Here is a 19,008-nt window from a genome sequence, read left to right on the forward strand (position 1 = left end):
CTTAAACCGAGCGTATGAATAAAAGGGACTTCCGGCTTTTTACGGCAGCGCTTCTTTTTGCGCTTTTGGCGCCGGCGCTTCCCCTCTATGCCCTTGAATTAACCGTAGACGAAGCGGTGGATTACGCCCTTAAAAACGGTAAAAACTTAAAAGCCGCCGCTATAGAACTCGAAATTAAAAAGAGAGAAAGCGATACCTCATGGAACGCGCTTTTGCCCTCCGTTCAGGCATCCGCAAGCCTTGTGCGCAGCAACGAAGTACACAATTCCTTTAAAAACGTTGCCGATATGCTGAACCCCTTATACACCTTCCACGGCATTCCGCCTGTTACTGTCCCCGAACCGCTCGAAAAAGATTACTGGAAAGCTGTCGGAAACATCGGCATTACGCTGAACTTCAATGCCGCCCTTGTAAACGAAATACGCGCTTCCCGTGCCGATTACGAAGCGGGTTTTATATTGTGGGAACAGGCTCTACGCGAAACCGAGCGCAATATACGTAAAATGTTTTACGGCTTGCTTTTACAAAGCGAAGACTTAAAATTGCAGGAAACAACCCTGATAAATGCCGAAAACCGCTTAAAACAAGCCGAAATACGCTATAAAAACGGCCTCGCTCCCGAACTGGCCCTCTTACAGGCTCAAGCTGCATATGAAAATCAAAAACCCGAAGTGTTAAAAGCAAAACATGCTCTCAAACGGCAGTTTGACCTCTTTATCTTTTTGCTCGGCCTTCCCTCAGACACCGTCATAGAGCTTAAAGGAACGATAGAACCCGTCTTTGTCGATATCGATGCGGAACGCCTCATAGCCGACTGTTCAAATCGCCGGTTCGACCTTGCCTCCCTGAATAAAAATCTGGAATTGATGAGGCTGCGCCTTTTGTCGATGAATTTGCAGTCTTATACCCCTTCTCTTTCGCTTAACTATACATGGCAGCCCGTAGTTACCGATATTGGCAAAGATTGGTTTAAAGATAAAAACGTCATCGATAACGGTTCGTTCAGTGCATCCCTTGTATGGAATATAACCGATACGCTGCCTTTTTCGCAAAACCGCATTCGGACACGCTCTCTGAACGACAATATTCGCAAAGCCGAAATTCAATACGAAGCCGTTGTACAAAAAGCCGAAAACGAAATCCGCAGCCTTGCCGACAGTTTAAATCAAAGGCGTCTTCTTATCGAAGCCGGTAAAGGAAACATAGAGCTCGCACAAAAAACCTATGATATGACACTCGAGGCCTACCGTACCGGTACGGTTCGGCTGTCCGATGTCCGCGACGCCGAAACCCGCCTCAATCAAGCAGAATTGGGTCTTGCCGCCGAAAAATACAATTACCTTTGCGATTTATTGGACTTGGAATACGCACTGAATACGAATTTATGTAACTTTTAAGCTGAATTTCTTCTTGCCCGCCTCCGCTTTTTAGTCTATACTGGAAGCGGAGAAAAACGGTGGAAGAAAATTATAAATGCTTATAGTCTGTCAATCACTTCCACATCTAAAAAGATTTCTCTTTTTACACTATTACCGCTGTCATTTTTATCAATTAGTCGAATAAGCTCTTCCATTGCTTGGATTCCTATCTCAACAACAGGTTGATTGACAACGGAAACGGGATATTTCAAATAATCCATCCAGCGATTATCGTCATATGAAATCACTTTTAAATCTTCAGGTATGCGTAAACCGAGTTCGTCTATAGTACTGATAACCTGATATCCTATGTCGGACGTTGCACATATTACCGAATCCAAATGAGTTTTTTGTAAAAAATCGGCAATTTTTTTATTTGAATCTTCCGAGTGATAATGTAATTCCAGTATAGCCGGTTTTACATCGGGAAAATGTTCCAAAATATATGCCTTGTATCCCCGGGCTCTGTAATAAGCACTGTACACAGTATCCGCATATCCGATAAAGCCTATATGCGAACATTTTTGCCGTACAAGATATTCAGCTGCAAGCCGCCCGCTTTCGTAATTGTTTATTCCTACAAAAGTATGGTTATGCTTATTGAATTGACGATCAACCAAGACAACAGGGATATGGGCAAAAAGAAGCGATTCCGGATAAACAGTAGCATCTACCGGAGAAAGAATCAGCCCGCTTATATTTTTTTCAAGCAGTAATTGGATATTCTTTATTTCTTTTTTAGTAGTATAGTTTGAATCACAAATCAATAACGAGAACCCTTTTTCCGAAGCAAAAGTTTCCATCGATTTTATCAAAGATATATAATAATCTTCGGTTATGTTCGGAACAACAACTCCGATATATTCGATTTGAGTCGGAAGAGTTTTATCAATTTGATACTCCATTCGTTGGATAACATTTAATACATGTTCACGTGTTGCCGGTTTTACATAGCGTGTTTTATTTACTACATGCGAAACGGTAGTAATCGATACGCCTGCTTCTTCGGCAACATCCGTCATCGTTATATCTTTCACGGCACATCCCGATGTGTATTGTACTTAGATATACGTTTTCTTTCAAGACTTTTTTATTTATTTTCTATGTCACCCATGATACTTTTTGTCCGTCGATTTTTTGCCCAAATATCATAAGAAACCGCAAGGGCAATAATAGCACCTCTAACAATTTGCTGTAAATATGAATTGACATTTGTAAGGTTCATTATATTATTTAAAAATCCCACAATAAAAGCACCTACAAGAGTTCCTCCCGCTGTTCCCATACCGCCGGAAAAACTCGTCCCGCCTATTATGGACGATGTTAACGCATGGAATTCATAATTTATAGCCCCGTTAGGCAAGCCGGCATTTACCCTGGACATAAATAACACACCGGCAATACCGACAAAAACACCATGTGTTATAAATGCCAAAATTTTTATCTTCCGTACATTAATGCCGGAAGCAATCGCAGCTTCTTCATTTCCGCCTATTGCATAAAGAGAACGGCCGAAACGTGTATGATTCAGACAATACCATGTAAATATAAGCGTCAATACCAGAAAAATAATAGGAGTCGGTATAAAGGCAATCGAGCCTTGTCCGATTTTTATAAAGTTTCCTATTTGATAAATATTTTGCCCGTTTGTATATAATAATGCCGCTCCGCGTGCTACGGTTTGCATTGCCAAGGTTGCAATAAACGGAGGTGTTTTTAATTTGGTTACAAGCAGAGCGTTGCATACATTACATAAAACGCCGATTGCGATTGCTATCGTAAAAGCCAAAATCATAGAACCGGTCGCTTTATAAACCGCAACGGATAAAAGTCCTGAAAGAGCCAATACGGAACCGGCAGACAAATCTATCATACCGCAGATAATCAGTAAGGTTTCTCCGAAGGCAAGAATCGTTGTAACCGATATTTGTCGGGAAACATTTCCTAAATTACCGGGAGATAAAAAATTCGGATTTATTATCGATGACAAAACGAATAAAAAAATCAAAACAAAATAGATACTGTATTTCTTTGTTACTGCATTCCAGATACCGTGTATACTCATTTAAATTACTCCTTAATTATATTTGTGTTGCAAAGCGCATTATCTTTTCCTGCGAAAAATCTTTGCGCTGAAGTTCGGCAGTAATACGTCCTTGTGCCATAACATAAATTCTGTCGCATAGGCCCATCAGTTCCGGTAACTCGGAAGAAACCAAGATGATTCCTTTTCGGGCCGATGCAAGATTTCCTATCAGTTTGTATATTTCATATTTAGCGCCGACATCAATCCCGCGAGTCGGTTCGTCTAAAATCAGGATTTCGGGATCACATATTAACCATTTTGCAAAAACGACTTTTTGTTGATTTCCGCCGCTCAGGGCTTCTATAGGAGTGTTATATGTCGGGGTGCGGACATTGAGTCTTTCAAATAAGCGCGTTATTGCTTTGACTTCTTTTTCTTTGTGCCTATAACCTCTATAAAAAAAGGATTCCAATCCGGCAAGAGCCGCATTTTCCAAAACGCTTCTTACGGGAATTATACCGTATCGACGCCGGTCTTCGGACAACATAACCATCTTGTTGTTTATGCTGTCTTTCACATTGTTGATTCGAACCGGCTTTCCCTTTATAGATATTGTGCCATCCGTATGAGGATCTAAACCGAACAGAGCACGCATTACTTCCGTTCGTCCGGCACCCATCAATCCGGCAAATCCGATTATTTCTCCTTCACACACATTAAAGCTTATATTGTTAAAAAGATTTTCCCTGGAAAAATTCGATACATTCAATAGGTTCTTACCGATTTCAATATCCTGTTTGGGGAAATTATTATCTACTTTGCGGCCGACCATCAACGTAATAATCTCATCAACCGAAAAATCGTCCTTTTGCTTTGTTTTTATAACATTTCCGTCTCTAATAACCGTAATATAATCGGCAATTTTAAATATTTCATCCATTCGATGCGATATGTATATAATGCTGATTCCTCTCTTTTTTAATTCAGTAATTTTTTGAAACAGCTTTTCAACTTCTTTTTCCGAAATAGCGGAAGTCGGTTCGTCCATAATGATAATACGGGAGTCATAAGAAACCGCTTTCAGAATCTCAAGCATCTGAATGTCGGAAACGGAGAGAGTTTTCAATTTTGCGGAAGGACTGTATGAAAGCTTTTCTTTTGAAAACAGTTCCACGGTTCTTTTGCGAATGAGGTTCCAGTCAACGGTTTTCATCCGCGTAAGAGGCCAGTTACCTACAACAAAACTTTCTTCTACCGTCATTTCAGGGATATAGTTCAACTCCTGAAATATCATTGATATACCGAGTTCCCGTGCATGAAAGGGGGATTTTATATCTACTTCTTTCCCCTCAATAAACAGCCGTCCCTCGTCGGGACGGTAAACACCGTTTATTATTTTCATCAAGGTTGACTTGCCGGCTCCGTTTTCTCCGCACAATACATGTACCGAAGCCTTCCGTATATCAATACTGATATTGTTTAAAGCTTTGACTCCGGGAAAAGATTTTGTAATATTTTCAACTCTTAAAGCAATATCCGTCATACAATATTCCTTTTATAGAGAAAGGGGCACGGCAATAAGCCATGCCCGTTTCAGTTGTTATAACGCCCCGGCCTTTTTATGCATTTCTATATACTTATCCGCATTTTCTTTTGTCACCAGAGGATTTCCTATATCTACATTTATTTCTTTTTCCGCTCCCGACAAAAGTTTGTCCGTTGTTGAAAGAAGCAATTCCGCAAGATCATATGCACTTTGCAAACATGTAGAAGTCATCAAGCCTTCTTTAATAAGTAAAACCGCTTCCGCTGTACCGTCAACACCGTAGGAAAGTGTTTGAGCATATTTAGGATTACCTTTAATAACTTCAAGAGCACCTGCACACATATTATCATTCATCGCTATAACGGCATCAATTCTGTCATTTGCCTGAACCCAGTCTTCCATCAAATTCATCGCTTCATCTTTGTTCCAGTTCGCAATTTGCTCTCCGACAATTTTAACGTCGGGGCGTTTATCAAAGAATTCTTTTTGCCAGCTTTTACGGCGTTCATCGGCATGAAAATTTCCGGGAGGCCCTTTCAGGACAACAACTTTTGCATTTTGAGGAATTTGCTTTACAGCTTCTCTCGCATTTACCGCCGCCTGCTCATACGGATCCGCATCTACGGAAGATGCGCCGTTTATTCCCGCAATACGGGCATTGGTTGTAATACAAAAAATACCGGCTTTGACTACTTTTTCCGCATAGGGTCTTTGGGATTCACCGTTATTCGGTTGAATGATAATAACATCGAATTTATTCGTTATAGCATTTTCAATCAACGAGTTTTCAACACTGTCCGATGCTTGTCCGTCAAATACCTCAAGCTTGATATTCGGATATTTAGCAGCTTCTTCCTTGACAGCATTTGCAAGCCATGCTGCAAATGAATCCGCTTGTGCTCTGGCAATGTATGCAACACGGCGCACATTACTTGTCTTTTTCTCATGACAAGCTCCCAGCACACATACCGAAATAATAAGTATTACGGTATACAACAAAATACGATTTTTTCTCATAATCGCCTCCTTATGTAAAATAGCCGACGAATACATTCGCCGTTTATGCCCTGATAACAAGATTTGAATGCGGCTGTAAGCATGTCAAAAAAAATCACAAAACACACTCTAATAACCGCTTTTTTGGCAATTTTTCCGCAAAAAAAATCTATTTAAGTATAACACGCTTTTACTGTTTGTCAAGGTTTTTATTGATTTAATCGTCTTCATATGATTTTTACCGCCAAAAGCAGCCTTTAAGAAACAACAAAGCTTTTATTTGCGCAAATAAATATCTTTATTGCGGAAAAACTTTGACATAATATAAAAAGAATGCTATAGTCTATTTAAATAAGGAGGAACCGAAAATGAAATCTCTCGTTTTAGAAAAAACCAACACAATAACATTGCGTGAGATGGAAATAAAAGAGCATCTGAAAGATACCGATGTCCGTATAAAACCTGTAAACGTCGGGATTTGCGGCAGCGATGTTCATTATTATCTTCACGGAAATATAGGTTCGTTTGTTGTAAAAGAACCTATGGTACTGGGGCATGAAGCCAGCGGGGTCATTACGGAAGTCGGCAAAAAAGTACACTCTTTAAAAGTCGGCGACCGTGTATGTATGGAACCGGGCATCCCCGACTTTAACAGTCCCATGTCTATGGCGGGAATGTACAATTTAGATCCGGCAGTGGCTTTTTGGGCAACCCCTCCCATTCACGGCTGCGCAAGAGAATCCGTAGTCCACCCTGCAGCATTAACATTTAAATTACCCGACTCATTGTCCTTTGAAGAAGGCGCACTTGTTGAGCCGACGGCAATAGGCGTATATGCGGCACAAAAAGCAAACATATGTCCAGGAGATACGGCCGTCGTAGCGGGAGCAGGAACGATCGGTATAGTAACCGCACTGGCGGCCTTGGCTTCCGGTTGTTCGAAAGTTATTATCTGTGATATAAAACAATCAAAACTGGATTTTATCAAAAAGCATTACGGCAGCACAAAACGCCTTATTTGTGTAAACACATCACAAGAATCGGTTAAAGATAAAATTGCGGAACGGGATTTATGCGGGGCGGATATCTTTTTTGAAGCAAGCGGAAGCGTTCAGGCTTTTAAAGATTTTACAGACTGCCTCCGTCCCGGCGGAAAAGCCGTATTTATAGGTATGCCGGCACAATCGGTTCCGATAGATATTGTCGCAATGCAAATAAAAGAAATTTCCTGTTCGACCATTTTCAGATATGCAAACTGCTATCCCAAAACAATCCGTTTAATTGATGCCGGAATTTTAAACGTTGCTCCGCTTATCACCCATCGATTTGATTTTGAACAAGGAGTTGAAGCTTTTAAATTTGCAGGCACAATGCCGGAGGACGCTGTAAAAATTATGCTGAAGCTTTCTTAATTTTTTCCCGCTTGCCCGCCTCCGCTTTTTAGTCTATACTGGAAGCGGAGAAAAACGGTGGAAGAAGCGGATTTAATCGATGAAATAATTGAAGAACAGGACGTATTTGAAGAGGCCGAGGAGCGTGAAGAAGCGGCCCTGCCCGAAGACAGCGGAGCGCCGGCCGAAGGCGGGGGCCAAGACGATGTTCCCAAGTCCGACTTTGTGCATTTGCACGTACATTCCGACTATTCGCTTTTGGACGCGGCGTCCCGCATTCCCGTTTTAATCAAGCGGGCAAAGGAGTTGGGCTTTCAAGCCCTTGCCCTCACCGACCACGGCAATATGTTCGGCTCTTTGCGTTTTGAACAGCAGTGCCATGCGGCAGGCATTAAGCCCCTTGTCGGCTGCGAATTTTATGTTGCAGGCTCAAGCCGCCTCGAGCGCACGGGAACCGAACAGGGCAATAAATACTACCACCTTATTTTAATCGCAAAAAACGTCGAAGGCTATAAAAACCTGTGTATGCTCAATTCGCGTGCCTTTACCGAAGGCTTTTACTACAAGCCCCGTATCGATACTGAATTGCTTAAAATGTATTCCGGCGGCTTGGTGTGTACTACCGCCTGTCTTGCAGGTCAATTGCCGCGCCTCCTTCTTGCCGGTCAGCATGCGGAAGCCGAAGAGATGATAAGGCTGTATCAAAGCATTTTCGGTAAAGAAAACTTTTTTATCGAATTACAGGATCACGGCCTTGAAGAACAAAGGCGCGTTGCTCCTCTTTTAATCAACATAGCCGAGCGCATGAACGTTCCCATGGTGTTAACGAACGACATTCACTATGTATACCCCGAAGACTGGGTTGCGCAGGACGTTCTCTTGTGTATCGGAACAAAAAAGCTCAGAAGCGATGCACACCGTATGCGCTATGACGGTCAGCAGTTTTATATGAAAAGCGAAGAAGAAATGCGCAAACTTTTTCCTTCGCACCCGGAAATGATGGCCAACACAAAGCGCATCGCCGATATGGTTGACTTAACCATTCCCCAGTATAAAACCGAACAGCTTAAAGACTGTCTTCCGATTTACCGTATTCCCGAAGGTTTTACGACGCAGGAAGATTACGTGCGTCATCTCGTATTCGAGGGCTTAAAAAAACGCTACGGAACCGTTACCGACGATATTATCGAGCGGGCGGAGCACGAATTAAAAGTTATTTTTGCAATGGGCTTTGCCGGTTATTTTTTAATCGTGTGGGATTTTATAGCCTGGGCAAAGGCGAATGATATTCCCGTCGGTCCCGGACGCGGTTCGGGAGCCGGTTCAATCGTCGCCTATGCAATGAGCATTACCGACATTGACCCTTTGCGCTTTAACCTGCTGTTTGAGCGCTTTTTAAACCCCGAACGTGTCAGTATGCCCGACTTCGATATAGACCTCTGCTTCGAAGGACGTCAGGACGTTATCGAATATACGCGCGAAAAATACGGCGACCCGCAGGTCGCCCATATCGCTACCTTCGGTACCCTCAAAGCAAAGGCGGTTATAAAAGACGTCGCACGCGTACTGAACATTCCTCTGAACGAAGTGAATATGCTGACCAAGCTGGTGCCCGACGGTCCCAAATTCAAGCTTGCCGATGCCTTTAATCCGCCTACCGAAAAATGCCCCGACGGCGGAAAACTTGCCGAATACCGCGAAGATGTGCGCTACAAGGAATTGTTCGACCTTTGCTTTAAACTCGAAGACATCAACCGCAATACCAGCTTGCATGCTTCGGGTATCGTTATCGGTAAATCGGAGCTTCCCGACTGGGCGCCGGTATACAAGGACGGTAAAACGGGCAAGGTTGCCGTTCAATACACGATGGACATAATCGAAGGCTGCGGTTTGGTTAAGATGGATTATTTGGGCTTAAAAACCCTCACCCTTATCAAATACGCCGAACGCCTCATACACAAAAGAGCCGGCTTTGAAAACTTCAGTACCGAAAAAGCAAGCGAAACCGATGAAAAAACCTTCGATTTGTTTTGTGCGGGTAAAACCGCGGCCGTTTTTCAGTTTGAAAGCGCCGGTATGCAAAAGGTTTTAAAACAGGCAAAACCTCGCCGTCTGGAAGACCTTATCGCTTTAAATGCCCTTTATCGTCCCGGCCCCATGGCATATATCGGCCAATTTGTCGAGGGTAAATTCGATGCTTCCACAATTCATTATCCGGACCCCTGCTTAAAGGATATCCTTGAAGAAACCTACGGCGTTATTGTGTATCAGGAACAGGTTATGCAGGTTGCCCAGCGTATAGCCGGCTACAGTCTCGGTCAGGCGGATATTTTGCGCCGCGCAATGGGAAAGAAAAAAGAAAAGGTTATGGCCGAAGAGCGCACCAAGTTCGTTGCGGGCGCCGTTGAAAAAGGCTTTTCCGAAGCCCATGCGGGAGAAATATTCGATATCCTCGTTCCCTTTGCAGGCTACGGTTTTAACAAAAGCCATGCGGCGGCCTATTCGGTGCTTGCCTACAGAACCGCCTATCTTAAAGCAAACTTTCCCGCCGAATTTATTGCGGCCAACCTTACAAACGAAATTTCGAGTACCGACAAGCTCCCCGAATATATAGCCGAAGGCCGCGCAATGGGCCTTGCCATAGACCCGCCCGACGTAAACCGCTCCGACAAGGTGTTCGATGTTGTGGACGGCCGCATTGTCTACGGTCTTTTGGGTATCAAGGGCTTGGGCGAAGCCGCCGCCGAAGAAATCTTAAACCGGCGTGCCGAAGGCGGCCCCTTTAAAGACTTCATAGACTTTTTGGAACGGGTGGACTTGCATACGGTAAACAAGCGCGCCTTGGAAGTGTTAATTCAAACAGGAAGCTTCGATAAATTGGGCACAAACCGCCCGACCTTGCTGCAAAACTGTGAGCGCGCCGTGGAATACTGTGAAAACAAAAAATCCGACGCAAAATTCGGTCAGGTAAGCCTTTTTGAAGATTCGGGGGTACAGGAATTTGCAGCCTTTGTGTTTGAGCCGGTAGAAGATTATCCTCCCTTGGAAAAACTGCGCATAGAAAAAGAACTGATAGGCTTTTATATTTCCGGCCATCCCCTCGACGAATACGCTTCGGTTATAAAGCGCTCGGTAAGTTTAACGACAAAAATGCTTGCCAATGCAACCCGGGAACGCAGCTATATTATGCTCGGCATTGTAAAAGAGCTGCGCAGTATTTTAACCAAAAAAGGCAAGTCCATGGCCTTTGCAAAATTTGAAGATATGGACGGTTCCTGCGATATAACTTTTTTTCCGAAAGTCTGGGAAAAGGAACGGGAAAAAATCACTGAAGATGCCGTTATAGCCTTAAAAGGAAAAGCCGATAATTCGCGCGACACTCCGAGTATTCTGGTCGATGAGCTTTTGCCCATTGAAGAGCTCAAAGAAAAATCCGTGCGCGAAATCCATATACGCCTTTCTCCCGTTCTGACGAACTGTGAGCAAATGACTAAATTGCAGGATTTTTTATGCGCAAAACAGGGAAGCTGTTCGGTTATCTTTCATATCGATTTGCCTCGGGAAACCTATACGGTTAGGGCAAATGCCTTAACCAAGGTGCCTCATACGGATGATTTTATCGAAGAATTGGAAAGCTACCGCAATATCGAAAGCGTGTGGCGCGAGTAAACGGATAAAGAAGGGCGGCCGTGTCCGTTTAGGCGGCCGCTCAATCGACTTGATTGATTCCGCGCTCTTTTTTTGTTATATTTAAGATATGAGTTTTATATTCGGTTTATTTTCGGCCGCCGCAAGCGCCGTTTCCCTGTATTCCCTCTTGTGCATTGTGCGTATCTTTTTTACCTGGCTTCCCGATTTGAATTACAGCCCCTTCGGGAAACTCCTTGCCGCGGTATGCGATCCATGGCTTAATATATTCAGGAAATTCAACCCTTTTAAACGTTCTGCGCTGGATATTTCACCGATGTTTGCAATCGGTGCCCTAATGCTTATCTCTTCGGTTTTAAAACAAATCGCTTTCAGGCGCAGTTTTTCGCCGTGGATGCTTTTTGCGGTCGTTATAAGCATCCTTTGGTCGATTTGTTCTTCTATCTTAACTTTTTTTAATGTTTTACTTGCCATACGACTCATTGCCGAACTTTTAAACCGTACGCAAAATTCGATTTGGTATACAATGGACAGTGTTTTAAACCCGATTATCTATAAGGTAAGCGGCTTTTTTTTAAGGAACCGATTTGTCCGGCCCAAAACGGCAATGATTATCACCCTCGGCTGTTCCGTTTTACTCCAATTTGCCTTGGGAATGCTTGTTTCCCGTATTATTTGATTTTATGTAGGTTATGAAACTCAAAGAAATGGAGATACCGCTTACGAATATCTCCGGAATCGGGCCCGGTCTTGCAAAAACCTTTTCCCGCATAAACGTCTTTACCGTTGCCGATTTATTAACCTATTATCCGCGCGATTGGGAAGACCGGACTCAAAGGCGAAGCCTTGCGGAATTTTCGCGCGGAAAGGTACATACCGCCGCCGCGGTTATCGCCCACGAATGGTTCGGCTTCGGGCGTATGAAAACCCTTAAAATCATTATAACGGACGGCACCGAGCGCGGTGCCCTTATATGCTTTAACCGCCCTTTTTTGCAAAAAACGCTTACCGTAGGTTCGATTATCAGCGTAAACGGCACTTTTTCTTACCGTTACGGAGAGATTCAATCTTCAGCCTTTGAAGCCGCCCCCCTCGTAAAAAAAAGTCTTGCCGAGTGGAAAGATAAGCCCCTTCCGGACAGCAGGGTATTTGCCCTCTATCCGCTTACGGCCGGTTTGACGCAAACCCAAATCCGAAAAGCCGTATCCAATGCCCTGTCCGAATATGCCAAGGGTATCGAAGATGAAATTCCCTGCCATGTAAGAGAGCGTCATAATCTTTTTTCCAAGCAAAAAGCGGTTTACGCGATTCACAAGCCGGAAAATATGGAGGAAGCGCTTTGCGCACAAAAAACGCTTATCTTCGAAGAGCTTTATTTGTTTCAAAAAAAGATAATCGGGCGCGCCGCGGAACGAAGGCACGGAAAATATGTTTCCGAGCAAAAAAAGATATACACAAAGGAAGAGCTTTTACCCCTTTTGTCGCCGCGCCAAAAGCAGCTCGCAGAGCGCCTGCCCTTCAGCCTCACAAAAGACCAAATCGCCTCGATCGCCCTTATAAATGCCGATATAGATGCGGCCTTTGTAAAACCGGAAGCACTTTCCGGAGCCCGTGAAGACAGCGCACAAAGCACGGCCCCCTTTTATATGGCGCGCTTATTGCAGGGCGATGTCGGTTCGGGTAAAACACTGGTCGCCTTTTTTGCAGCCCTGCGTACCGTCGATTGGGGAGCCCAGTGCGCCCTTCTTGCGCCGACGGAAATCCTTGCAAAACAGCACGCCGAAAACGCAGCCCGCCTTATGGAACCTCTTATCGGAGGCGACGGAAAGGGAGTGCGCACCGCCTTTTTAACCGGCAATGTAAAAAACAGGGGACGCATTCCCCTTTTGCAGGCCCTGCAGGAAGGCTCTATAGATATCATTATAGGTACCCACGCCCTTTTTTCAAAAAACGTACTGTATTATAATTTGCGCCTCGTTATCATCGACGAGCAGCACCGTTTCGGCGTTGTACAGCGCGGAACCATCATAGACAAGGGGCGCTCCTCGGCGGTAAATCAACGACAAATAAAAAGCGGAGGTGCGGCTCATACCCCCTCTCTTTTAATGATGAGTGCAACACCCATTCCCCAAACCCTTGCCCACACGGTATACGGCGATTTGGACCTTACAACGATTAAAACCGTGCCCGACGGAAGAAAACCGATACGCACCTTTTTGACAAAACAGGGAAACGAAGCGCGCGTCTATGAAGCGGTGCTCGAAGAGTTAAAAAAAGGCCGCCAAGCCTATTTTGTCTATCCGCGCATAGAAGATGCTTTTGAAGAAGACGGCGCGGAATCGGAAAACGGTTTCGCAGCGACGGGTAAACCATCCCTCAAATCCGCAGAAGGCATGTTCGCCTTTTTATCCAGGCAGGTGTACCCCGAATTTAAATGCGCCCTTATCCACTCAAAAACCGACGATGCCGAACAAAGCGATATTTTGCGGCTTTTCGGCGCGGGAGAAATCGATGTACTTGTTGCAACCAGCGTTGTGGAAGTCGGCGTGGACGCACCGAATGCAACCGCCATGGTTATAGAACACGCCGAACGGTTCGGCTTGGCGGCCCTTCACCAGCTTAGGGGAAGAATCGGGCGGGGGAGCGAGCAGTCCTTTTGCTTTTTAATTTATACGGAACGTTTAAGTGAAACCGGAAAAGAGCGCCTTAAAGTGATGCGCGAATCGACCGACGGCTTTTTTATCGCCGAAGAAGATTTGCGCCTTCGCGGCCCCGGAGAAGCGGCGGGTATTCAGCAGTCGGGCTATTTAACGCTCGGCATAGCCGATCCCCTGCGGGACAGAGAACTTGCCGAAGCTGCGCGCCGGGAAGCTCTTCAAGCTTTTGCCGCGGAAAACTCGTATTTCGCGGAAAACGGGCTTTGTTGAAAGCCCGCGTTTCGTTGAAAAGCGGCTTTCTCAAACCGTTTGTTTTCCGAAATAATCCAATATCAATTCAACTTCGCCGATGGTTAAATTCAAACTTGAAGCGATTTGTTCAACCGTCCAGCCCTGACGCTTTAATTTGAGAACGTTTTCGCGTACCGCAATCGGAGGCGCTCCGGCGGAACGTTTTTTGGTTTTTCCGCCGTCTTTAATCAAAGAGCCGAGCAAATTAACCTGCTCCATGGTTTCTTTTTTCATCTCGTCAAGGCGGACTTCGGTTTTACTCATCCACTCGCAAGCCTTATCGACCCGCTCGATATTGCGGTCCGTTTCGGCAAGGATTTCGTCCAAATTATTCAGCTTGTCGGCTATATCGTTTATGCGGCCGGCTTTTTCCATAAGGGCGTTTAAGTCGTTTTTAAGCATACCGACGGCCTCAGGCATATCGGCGGTTTGACGTTCGCATTCGTTTAAGCGCTCTTCAAGGGCGCGCAAATCTTCAAAGGTACGGCCGACGCCTTCAATGGTTTGATCAAGCACGGTATTTTTCTTTTCAAGCCTGTCGTAGCGGCCGGAAATGTCGCCGAGGGTATCCTGAAAGCGGCGGACTTCTCCCTGCAAAATCTGTAAATCATCGCTGGTACTTTGCAAATCGCGGATTTTTTCATCCATTGAGGATGAAAGCTGCATAAGCCTGCCGAAATTTGCATCCATCGCGTCGATTTTGTTTTTTCCGGCGTTAAACTGCTGAAGTTTTACCGATATATCTTCGTCTATTTTACGCATTTTACCGAACTGCGCTTCAATACTGTCGGTTATTTGTTTAAAACCGTCAAAACGCGATATGTGCATATGCAAATCGTTCATTTGATTTTCCAGATGATTTTTCATTTCAACGGTTTTTTCAATCAACTGCGTTTGCGCTAAAAATTGTTTCAGCTGTCTGTCGGTACCGCTTATATCCATCTTCAATTTGTTTGCTTCGTTTTGAATTGCGGAAACGGCCTTTTCGTGTATGGATTCGGTTTTTTCCTGAATTTCTTTTACCATACTCTTTAAAGCGCGCAGTCTTTGCTCCGCATCGGTGTTTTCATCGGAAATTTTACGCTTCGTATCTTCAAGCATTTCACCGTAGGCTTTTTTAAACTCGCCGAGCATTTCTTCCGTATACTCTTCATATTCGGCAAGAGACTGTTTGCTTTGCTCCTTTAAAGATTCCAATTCGGCCGAAAGTTTGGCGCTTTCTTCTTTGGTCATATTCGCAAAACGCGCAACATCGGAGCCGAATATTTTTTGAATTTGATTTATATGGTCTTCAGAGCGTTGTTCCAAGTCTTCAAGTTTTTCGGTAACCGCGGCGCTTTTTTCTTCAAGCTGCTCGCTCAAACGTTCGCGCCACGAAGCAAGCTCTCCCAAAATACCTTCCAAGGACCCCTTCGTTTCTTCCTGAGTAAGAAATACGGATTGACTTATTTGGTCAAGTCTGTCTTCTATATCTTTTTCGCAGCGTTCAGCCTGTTCGGCGGCACTTTTTCTTTGGCGGTCCAATTCCGCGGCCAATAAAGTTTCCGCGGCTTTTCGCGCTTCTTCCATACGCTCCTGATGAGAGTCGGCAAAGCCCCGTAAAGACGCGTCGAGAGCTTCCATACGTTCCTGAAAATCCTCGTCGTTTTTTTGTAAAAGCGCTTCAAAAGTTTCTATGTTCTGACGGTATTTTTCCTGCAATACGCCGAATTTTTCCTTTATGTCTTCTCCGTATTGCGTTTCAAGGTTTCTCCGCTCGTTTTCAAAATGCCTTGAAACATCGTTCAAACGGCCGTCAAAATCGCGCTTCCATTCTTCCAAAGAAGTATTCAGATTTTCACCGCGTTCATTTAAGTCGCGGAAAAAATCGTCTTCAAAGATTTTAAGCTTTTCGGATACATTATCGTAGGCGCGGTTTTTTAATTCATTCAATTCGCTGTCAAGGTTATCGATAACCTCTTTCATTTCCGCATAAGAAGAGGTAACCGTGCGCTCAAATTCGTTTTGGGCTTCGCCGCGGTTTGTTTTAAATGTATCGAACTCATCCGATATACGCTGTTCGGCGCCCTCCATCAATATACGGAAGCTCCGATCAAGCTTATCTATATCCGCCCCGAGGCTTTCAATCTTTTTTAAACGGTAATCCAGGTCTTTTTGTGTTCCCGCAATACGTTCTTCGGTATCTTCAAAAAAGCTTTGCAGCCTGCGGGCATTGTTTTGTACCGCCTCATCACGGGCCGTATCGAAGCGCCCGCTAAGTTCTGCAAAAACCGCTTCAAGCTGTTCGTTTATTTGCAGCTGCCGGTTTTGTACCTCATCGGCAAGGCTCCCGGTTTCTTGTTCCATAGTCTCCCGCAAATCGCCGATTGTTTTTTCAAAATCGCGGGTCAGCCGCCGGGAATCGGCTTCTATCCGTTCTCCCAGACGGGTCAATAAATCTATTCCTTCTTTTTGCCGCTTATTTACGGTATCGTCCAATTCACGGATCATTTGCTCGGCCCGGCCGAAATTGGCGTTGAATCGGGCAAGCTCGGCCTTTTGTCTTTCTATTTCGGAACCGTTTTCTTCGGCAAAACGTGCTATTTCATCGGCTAAAAGCCTTTGTTTTTCTTCAAGGAAATCCCGTATTTCCGCCTTTAAACTATCCAGGGCAAGGATGGTTTCGCTGCGCACCTTTTCGCGCATATCGGCCGATTCCGCCGTAAGGGCGGACAAGGTATCGTTCAGTCTGCCCTTGTGCTCCTCAACGGTTTCGTTTACAAAGCTTTCCTGCTTTTCCATCGCCGAACGAATCTTTTCTTCCTGTCCGAATCCTATAATATGCAGGAGCTTTTTCGTCTCGGCAAGCGAAGCGTTCAATTCTTCCTGCTGTTGTGAAAGCTCGGCAAAAACCCTCTGCCGAATATCGTCCAATGCCGTTTGTGTTTTTTCATCGATCTCCCGGGCGGCCGCATCAAAACGTTCTTCGCGCAATTGCAGGGCATTGTGTATCTTTTCGTTTTGGCCCGCATCGGCTTCAGCCAAAACTTTTTCGGTTTTTTCGATAAGAACGTCAAGGCGCTCTTTTTTATCCTGCAATTCCGTTTCCAAAGCATTCTGGGCCGTCTGCAATGCCGCCGACAATTCGGCTTCACTCTTTTCCAGTTCCGCCGAAATACGGCCGCTGTGGTTTTCCATCGCTTCGCTTACCCGGTCGGAATGCCCGGCAAGATCGGCGGATATGCGGCGCTCCTGCTCTTCAAGGGCTTTTTGAAGCTCATCGCGCTGTTGTAACACTTCACCGCTAATCCGCTCCGTTTCAACGCTCAAATCGGAAAAAAGTTTTTCCTTTTCTTCCTCCAGTGCCGCATTTAATTCATCGTGCATATCCTGCAGGGCCGCCCGCGACTCGGAGCGGAACCGATCATAAACGTTTTGAGCTTCTCTTTGGGCATCTTCTATTTTTCCCGATAAATCGGCGGACAGGTTTTCTTTTTCGCGCTCTACATATTCGGTTATATCGTGAGTACTGCGTTCCAAAAGCGCTTCGAATTCTTCTTCGCGTTTTAAGGTATTTTGTTTAAGACCTTCAAAAACTCCGTCTTCAAGCGATTCGGCTTTTTCGCGGGCGCGCTCTAAAGCCGTATCAAAAACCCCCTGTATTTCTTCAAGCAGCTGTTGATTTTTATCCACGGCGGCATCGGCAAGCATTTCCAAATCCGCAAAACGGCGATCAAGGGCGGCCGTATATTCGGCACCCAAGGTCCCCAGCCGCTCGGCGTTTTGTTTTTGAAACTCGGAAAGAAGGGCGGGGATACGTTTTTCCGTATCATCCAGGCGTTTTTGCTGCTCGCCGATTATTTTTGCCGTTTTATCGACAAAGGCCGAATGTTTACGTATTTTTTCAAGATTGTCTTCAACCCGGGCCGTCATGTCCAATAATTCGCCTATCAGTTTTTCATATGAAAGCACACGGGTTTTTACATTGTCGACTTGCGCCGTATAGGACGAAAAGTCCGCGCATATTTTTTCAAAGCGGGCCTTTTCCTGTTCAAGCTTTTTGACTGCAGCGACCGCCTGCACCTGCTTTAACTCAAGCTCGGCACCCGCATTTTGCGCCTGTATTGCGCGGTTTTTAAAAGCTTCTTCAAAGTCGGCAAGGATTTTATCGGTAAATTTTTTAACCTTTTCGATTGAACGGTTTTTTTTATCCAAACGCCGAAATACAAACAGCATTATAAAACAAACCGCAGCCGTAATAATATTTCCAATCATCGCTTCCCACCCGATCCGTATTAACAAAAGGATGCCTTACAAAATGCTTTTAAGACAATCCCTTTCTTCTATTACTGTAACACAATTTTACATAATTGGCGATAGTTTTTAAAGCAAATATCGGCTTCGCGGGGCTTTTTATTCGCGATTTCCCGCCACAGGGGCGTAATATAGGCGGTTTTCATACCCGCTTTATGCGCTCCCTGTATATCGCTTCGAATACTGTTGCCCACATATAAAATATGCTCGGCCGGAACTCCCAGCTCGCGCTCCAAAATTCCGAAAGGATAAGATGAGGGTTTGAGGGCTCCGCAGCGCTCGGAACCGAGCAGACAATCAAACAGCGGTTTGAGCCCCCATAAATCGCCCTTTTGTTCGGGAGGAAAGTCGGATAAAACGCCCAGCTTTAAACCGGCGTCTTTAAATGCGCGTAAAGAACTGTCCAAGCCTTTAAAGGGTTTTACGCGCGGAAAAAATTGAACCAAGCCGTCATAGATTTTTTCCTGTATAAGAGCGCGGGCTTTTTCGGCCGGAATTTTCATAAAATCGGCGGTAAGCCGTGCCTGATATTCAAAAAAATCGGGCAAAGGGGCCGTTCTGTGTAAAATCATCCGTGCTTTGCGGAAATGGTGAAAAAAATGAAGATTTTTTAAAAAATAGGGGGCAATACGCATATACAGCCGCCAATCCGGATACATGGTGCCGTCTATGTCGAATGCAACCGCTTTAATATTAAATATCATTGTTTGTTATACTATATATCCGAAAATATTAAAAGGGT

The 19,008-nt window shown here is 44.8% G+C and carries 11 protein-coding genes; 5 read left to right on the top strand and 6 right to left on the bottom strand.

The window, feature by feature from the left end:
• Positions 1-14 precede the first annotated feature (14 nt).
• Positions 15-1,397: a TolC family protein gene (locus V1L52_RS12880; protein ID WP_428770193.1), complete on the top strand. Its 1,383-nt coding sequence runs from the start codon at positions 15-17 to the stop codon at positions 1,395-1,397.
• A gap of 80 nt (positions 1,398-1,477) precedes the next feature.
• Here V1L52_RS12880 and V1L52_RS12885 read toward each other — a convergent pair whose 3' ends face one another.
• Genes V1L52_RS12885 through V1L52_RS12900 form a run of 4 tightly spaced genes read right to left on the bottom strand, consistent with a single transcriptional unit; the run spans position 1,478 to position 6,007 of the window.
• A complete protein-coding gene (locus V1L52_RS12885; protein WP_428770194.1) occupies positions 1,478-2,455 on the bottom strand; it encodes a LacI family DNA-binding transcriptional regulator in 978 nt (325 codons plus the stop codon).
• Between the two features lie 53 nt (positions 2,456-2,508).
• Positions 2,509-3,483 (bottom strand): ABC transporter permease, encoded by a 975-nt coding sequence (locus tag V1L52_RS12890; RefSeq protein ID WP_428770195.1) that lies wholly within the window; start codon positions 3,481-3,483, stop codon positions 2,509-2,511.
• A 16-nt stretch (positions 3,484-3,499) separates the two neighbouring features.
• Positions 3,500-4,987, bottom strand: a complete 1,488-nt coding sequence (locus tag V1L52_RS12895) for a sugar ABC transporter ATP-binding protein (RefSeq protein WP_428770196.1) — start codon at positions 4,985-4,987, stop codon at positions 3,500-3,502.
• Positions 4,988-5,044: 57 nt separating this feature from the next.
• Positions 5,045-6,007, bottom strand: a complete 963-nt coding sequence (locus V1L52_RS12900; protein ID WP_428770197.1) for a sugar ABC transporter substrate-binding protein — start codon at positions 6,005-6,007, stop codon at positions 5,045-5,047.
• A gap of 347 nt (positions 6,008-6,354) precedes the next feature.
• Between V1L52_RS12900 and V1L52_RS12905 the strand changes: the two genes are divergently transcribed.
• The 4 genes from V1L52_RS12905 to V1L52_RS12920 all read left to right on the top strand — a co-directional run bounded on the left by V1L52_RS12905 (position 6,355) and on the right by V1L52_RS12920 (position 13,952).
• Positions 6,355-7,398 carry an NAD(P)-dependent alcohol dehydrogenase gene (locus tag V1L52_RS12905; protein WP_428770198.1) on the top strand — a complete coding sequence of 348 codons (1,044 nt, stop codon included), beginning with the start codon at positions 6,355-6,357 and terminating at the stop codon, positions 7,396-7,398.
• Positions 7,399-7,536: 138 nt separating this feature from the next.
• The gene (gene dnaE, locus V1L52_RS12910) at positions 7,537-11,046 is read left to right on the top strand and encodes a DNA polymerase III subunit alpha (RefSeq protein WP_428771834.1); all 3,510 of its coding nucleotides are present in this window, start codon (positions 7,537-7,539) and stop codon (positions 11,044-11,046) included.
• Positions 11,047-11,134: 88 nt separating this feature from the next.
• Entirely contained in the window at positions 11,135-11,704 is a 570-nt protein-coding gene (locus V1L52_RS12915; RefSeq protein WP_428770199.1) for a YggT family protein, read from the top strand.
• Positions 11,705-11,717: 13 nt separating this feature from the next.
• On the top strand, positions 11,718-13,952 hold the full coding sequence (locus tag V1L52_RS12920; RefSeq protein ID WP_428770200.1) for an ATP-dependent DNA helicase RecG: 2,235 nt from the start codon (positions 11,718-11,720) through the stop codon (positions 13,950-13,952).
• A 30-nt stretch (positions 13,953-13,982) separates the two neighbouring features.
• On the opposite strand, the gene V1L52_RS12925 is transcribed toward V1L52_RS12920, so the two are convergent.
• Positions 13,983-18,227: a SpiroCoCo family coiled-coil protein gene (locus V1L52_RS12925; protein ID WP_428770201.1), complete on the bottom strand. Its 4,245-nt coding sequence runs from the start codon at positions 18,225-18,227 to the stop codon at positions 13,983-13,985.
• Positions 18,228-18,298: 71 nt separating this feature from the next.
• On the bottom strand, positions 18,299-18,970 hold the full coding sequence (locus tag V1L52_RS12930) for an HAD family hydrolase (protein ID WP_428770202.1): 672 nt from the start codon (positions 18,968-18,970) through the stop codon (positions 18,299-18,301).
• Between the last annotated feature and the right edge of the window lie 38 nt (positions 18,971-19,008).

It is taken from the genome of Treponema sp. HNW, from assembly GCF_050320395.1.
In the GTDB taxonomy this organism is placed as follows: Bacteria; Spirochaetota; Spirochaetia; order Treponematales; family Treponemataceae; genus Treponema_C.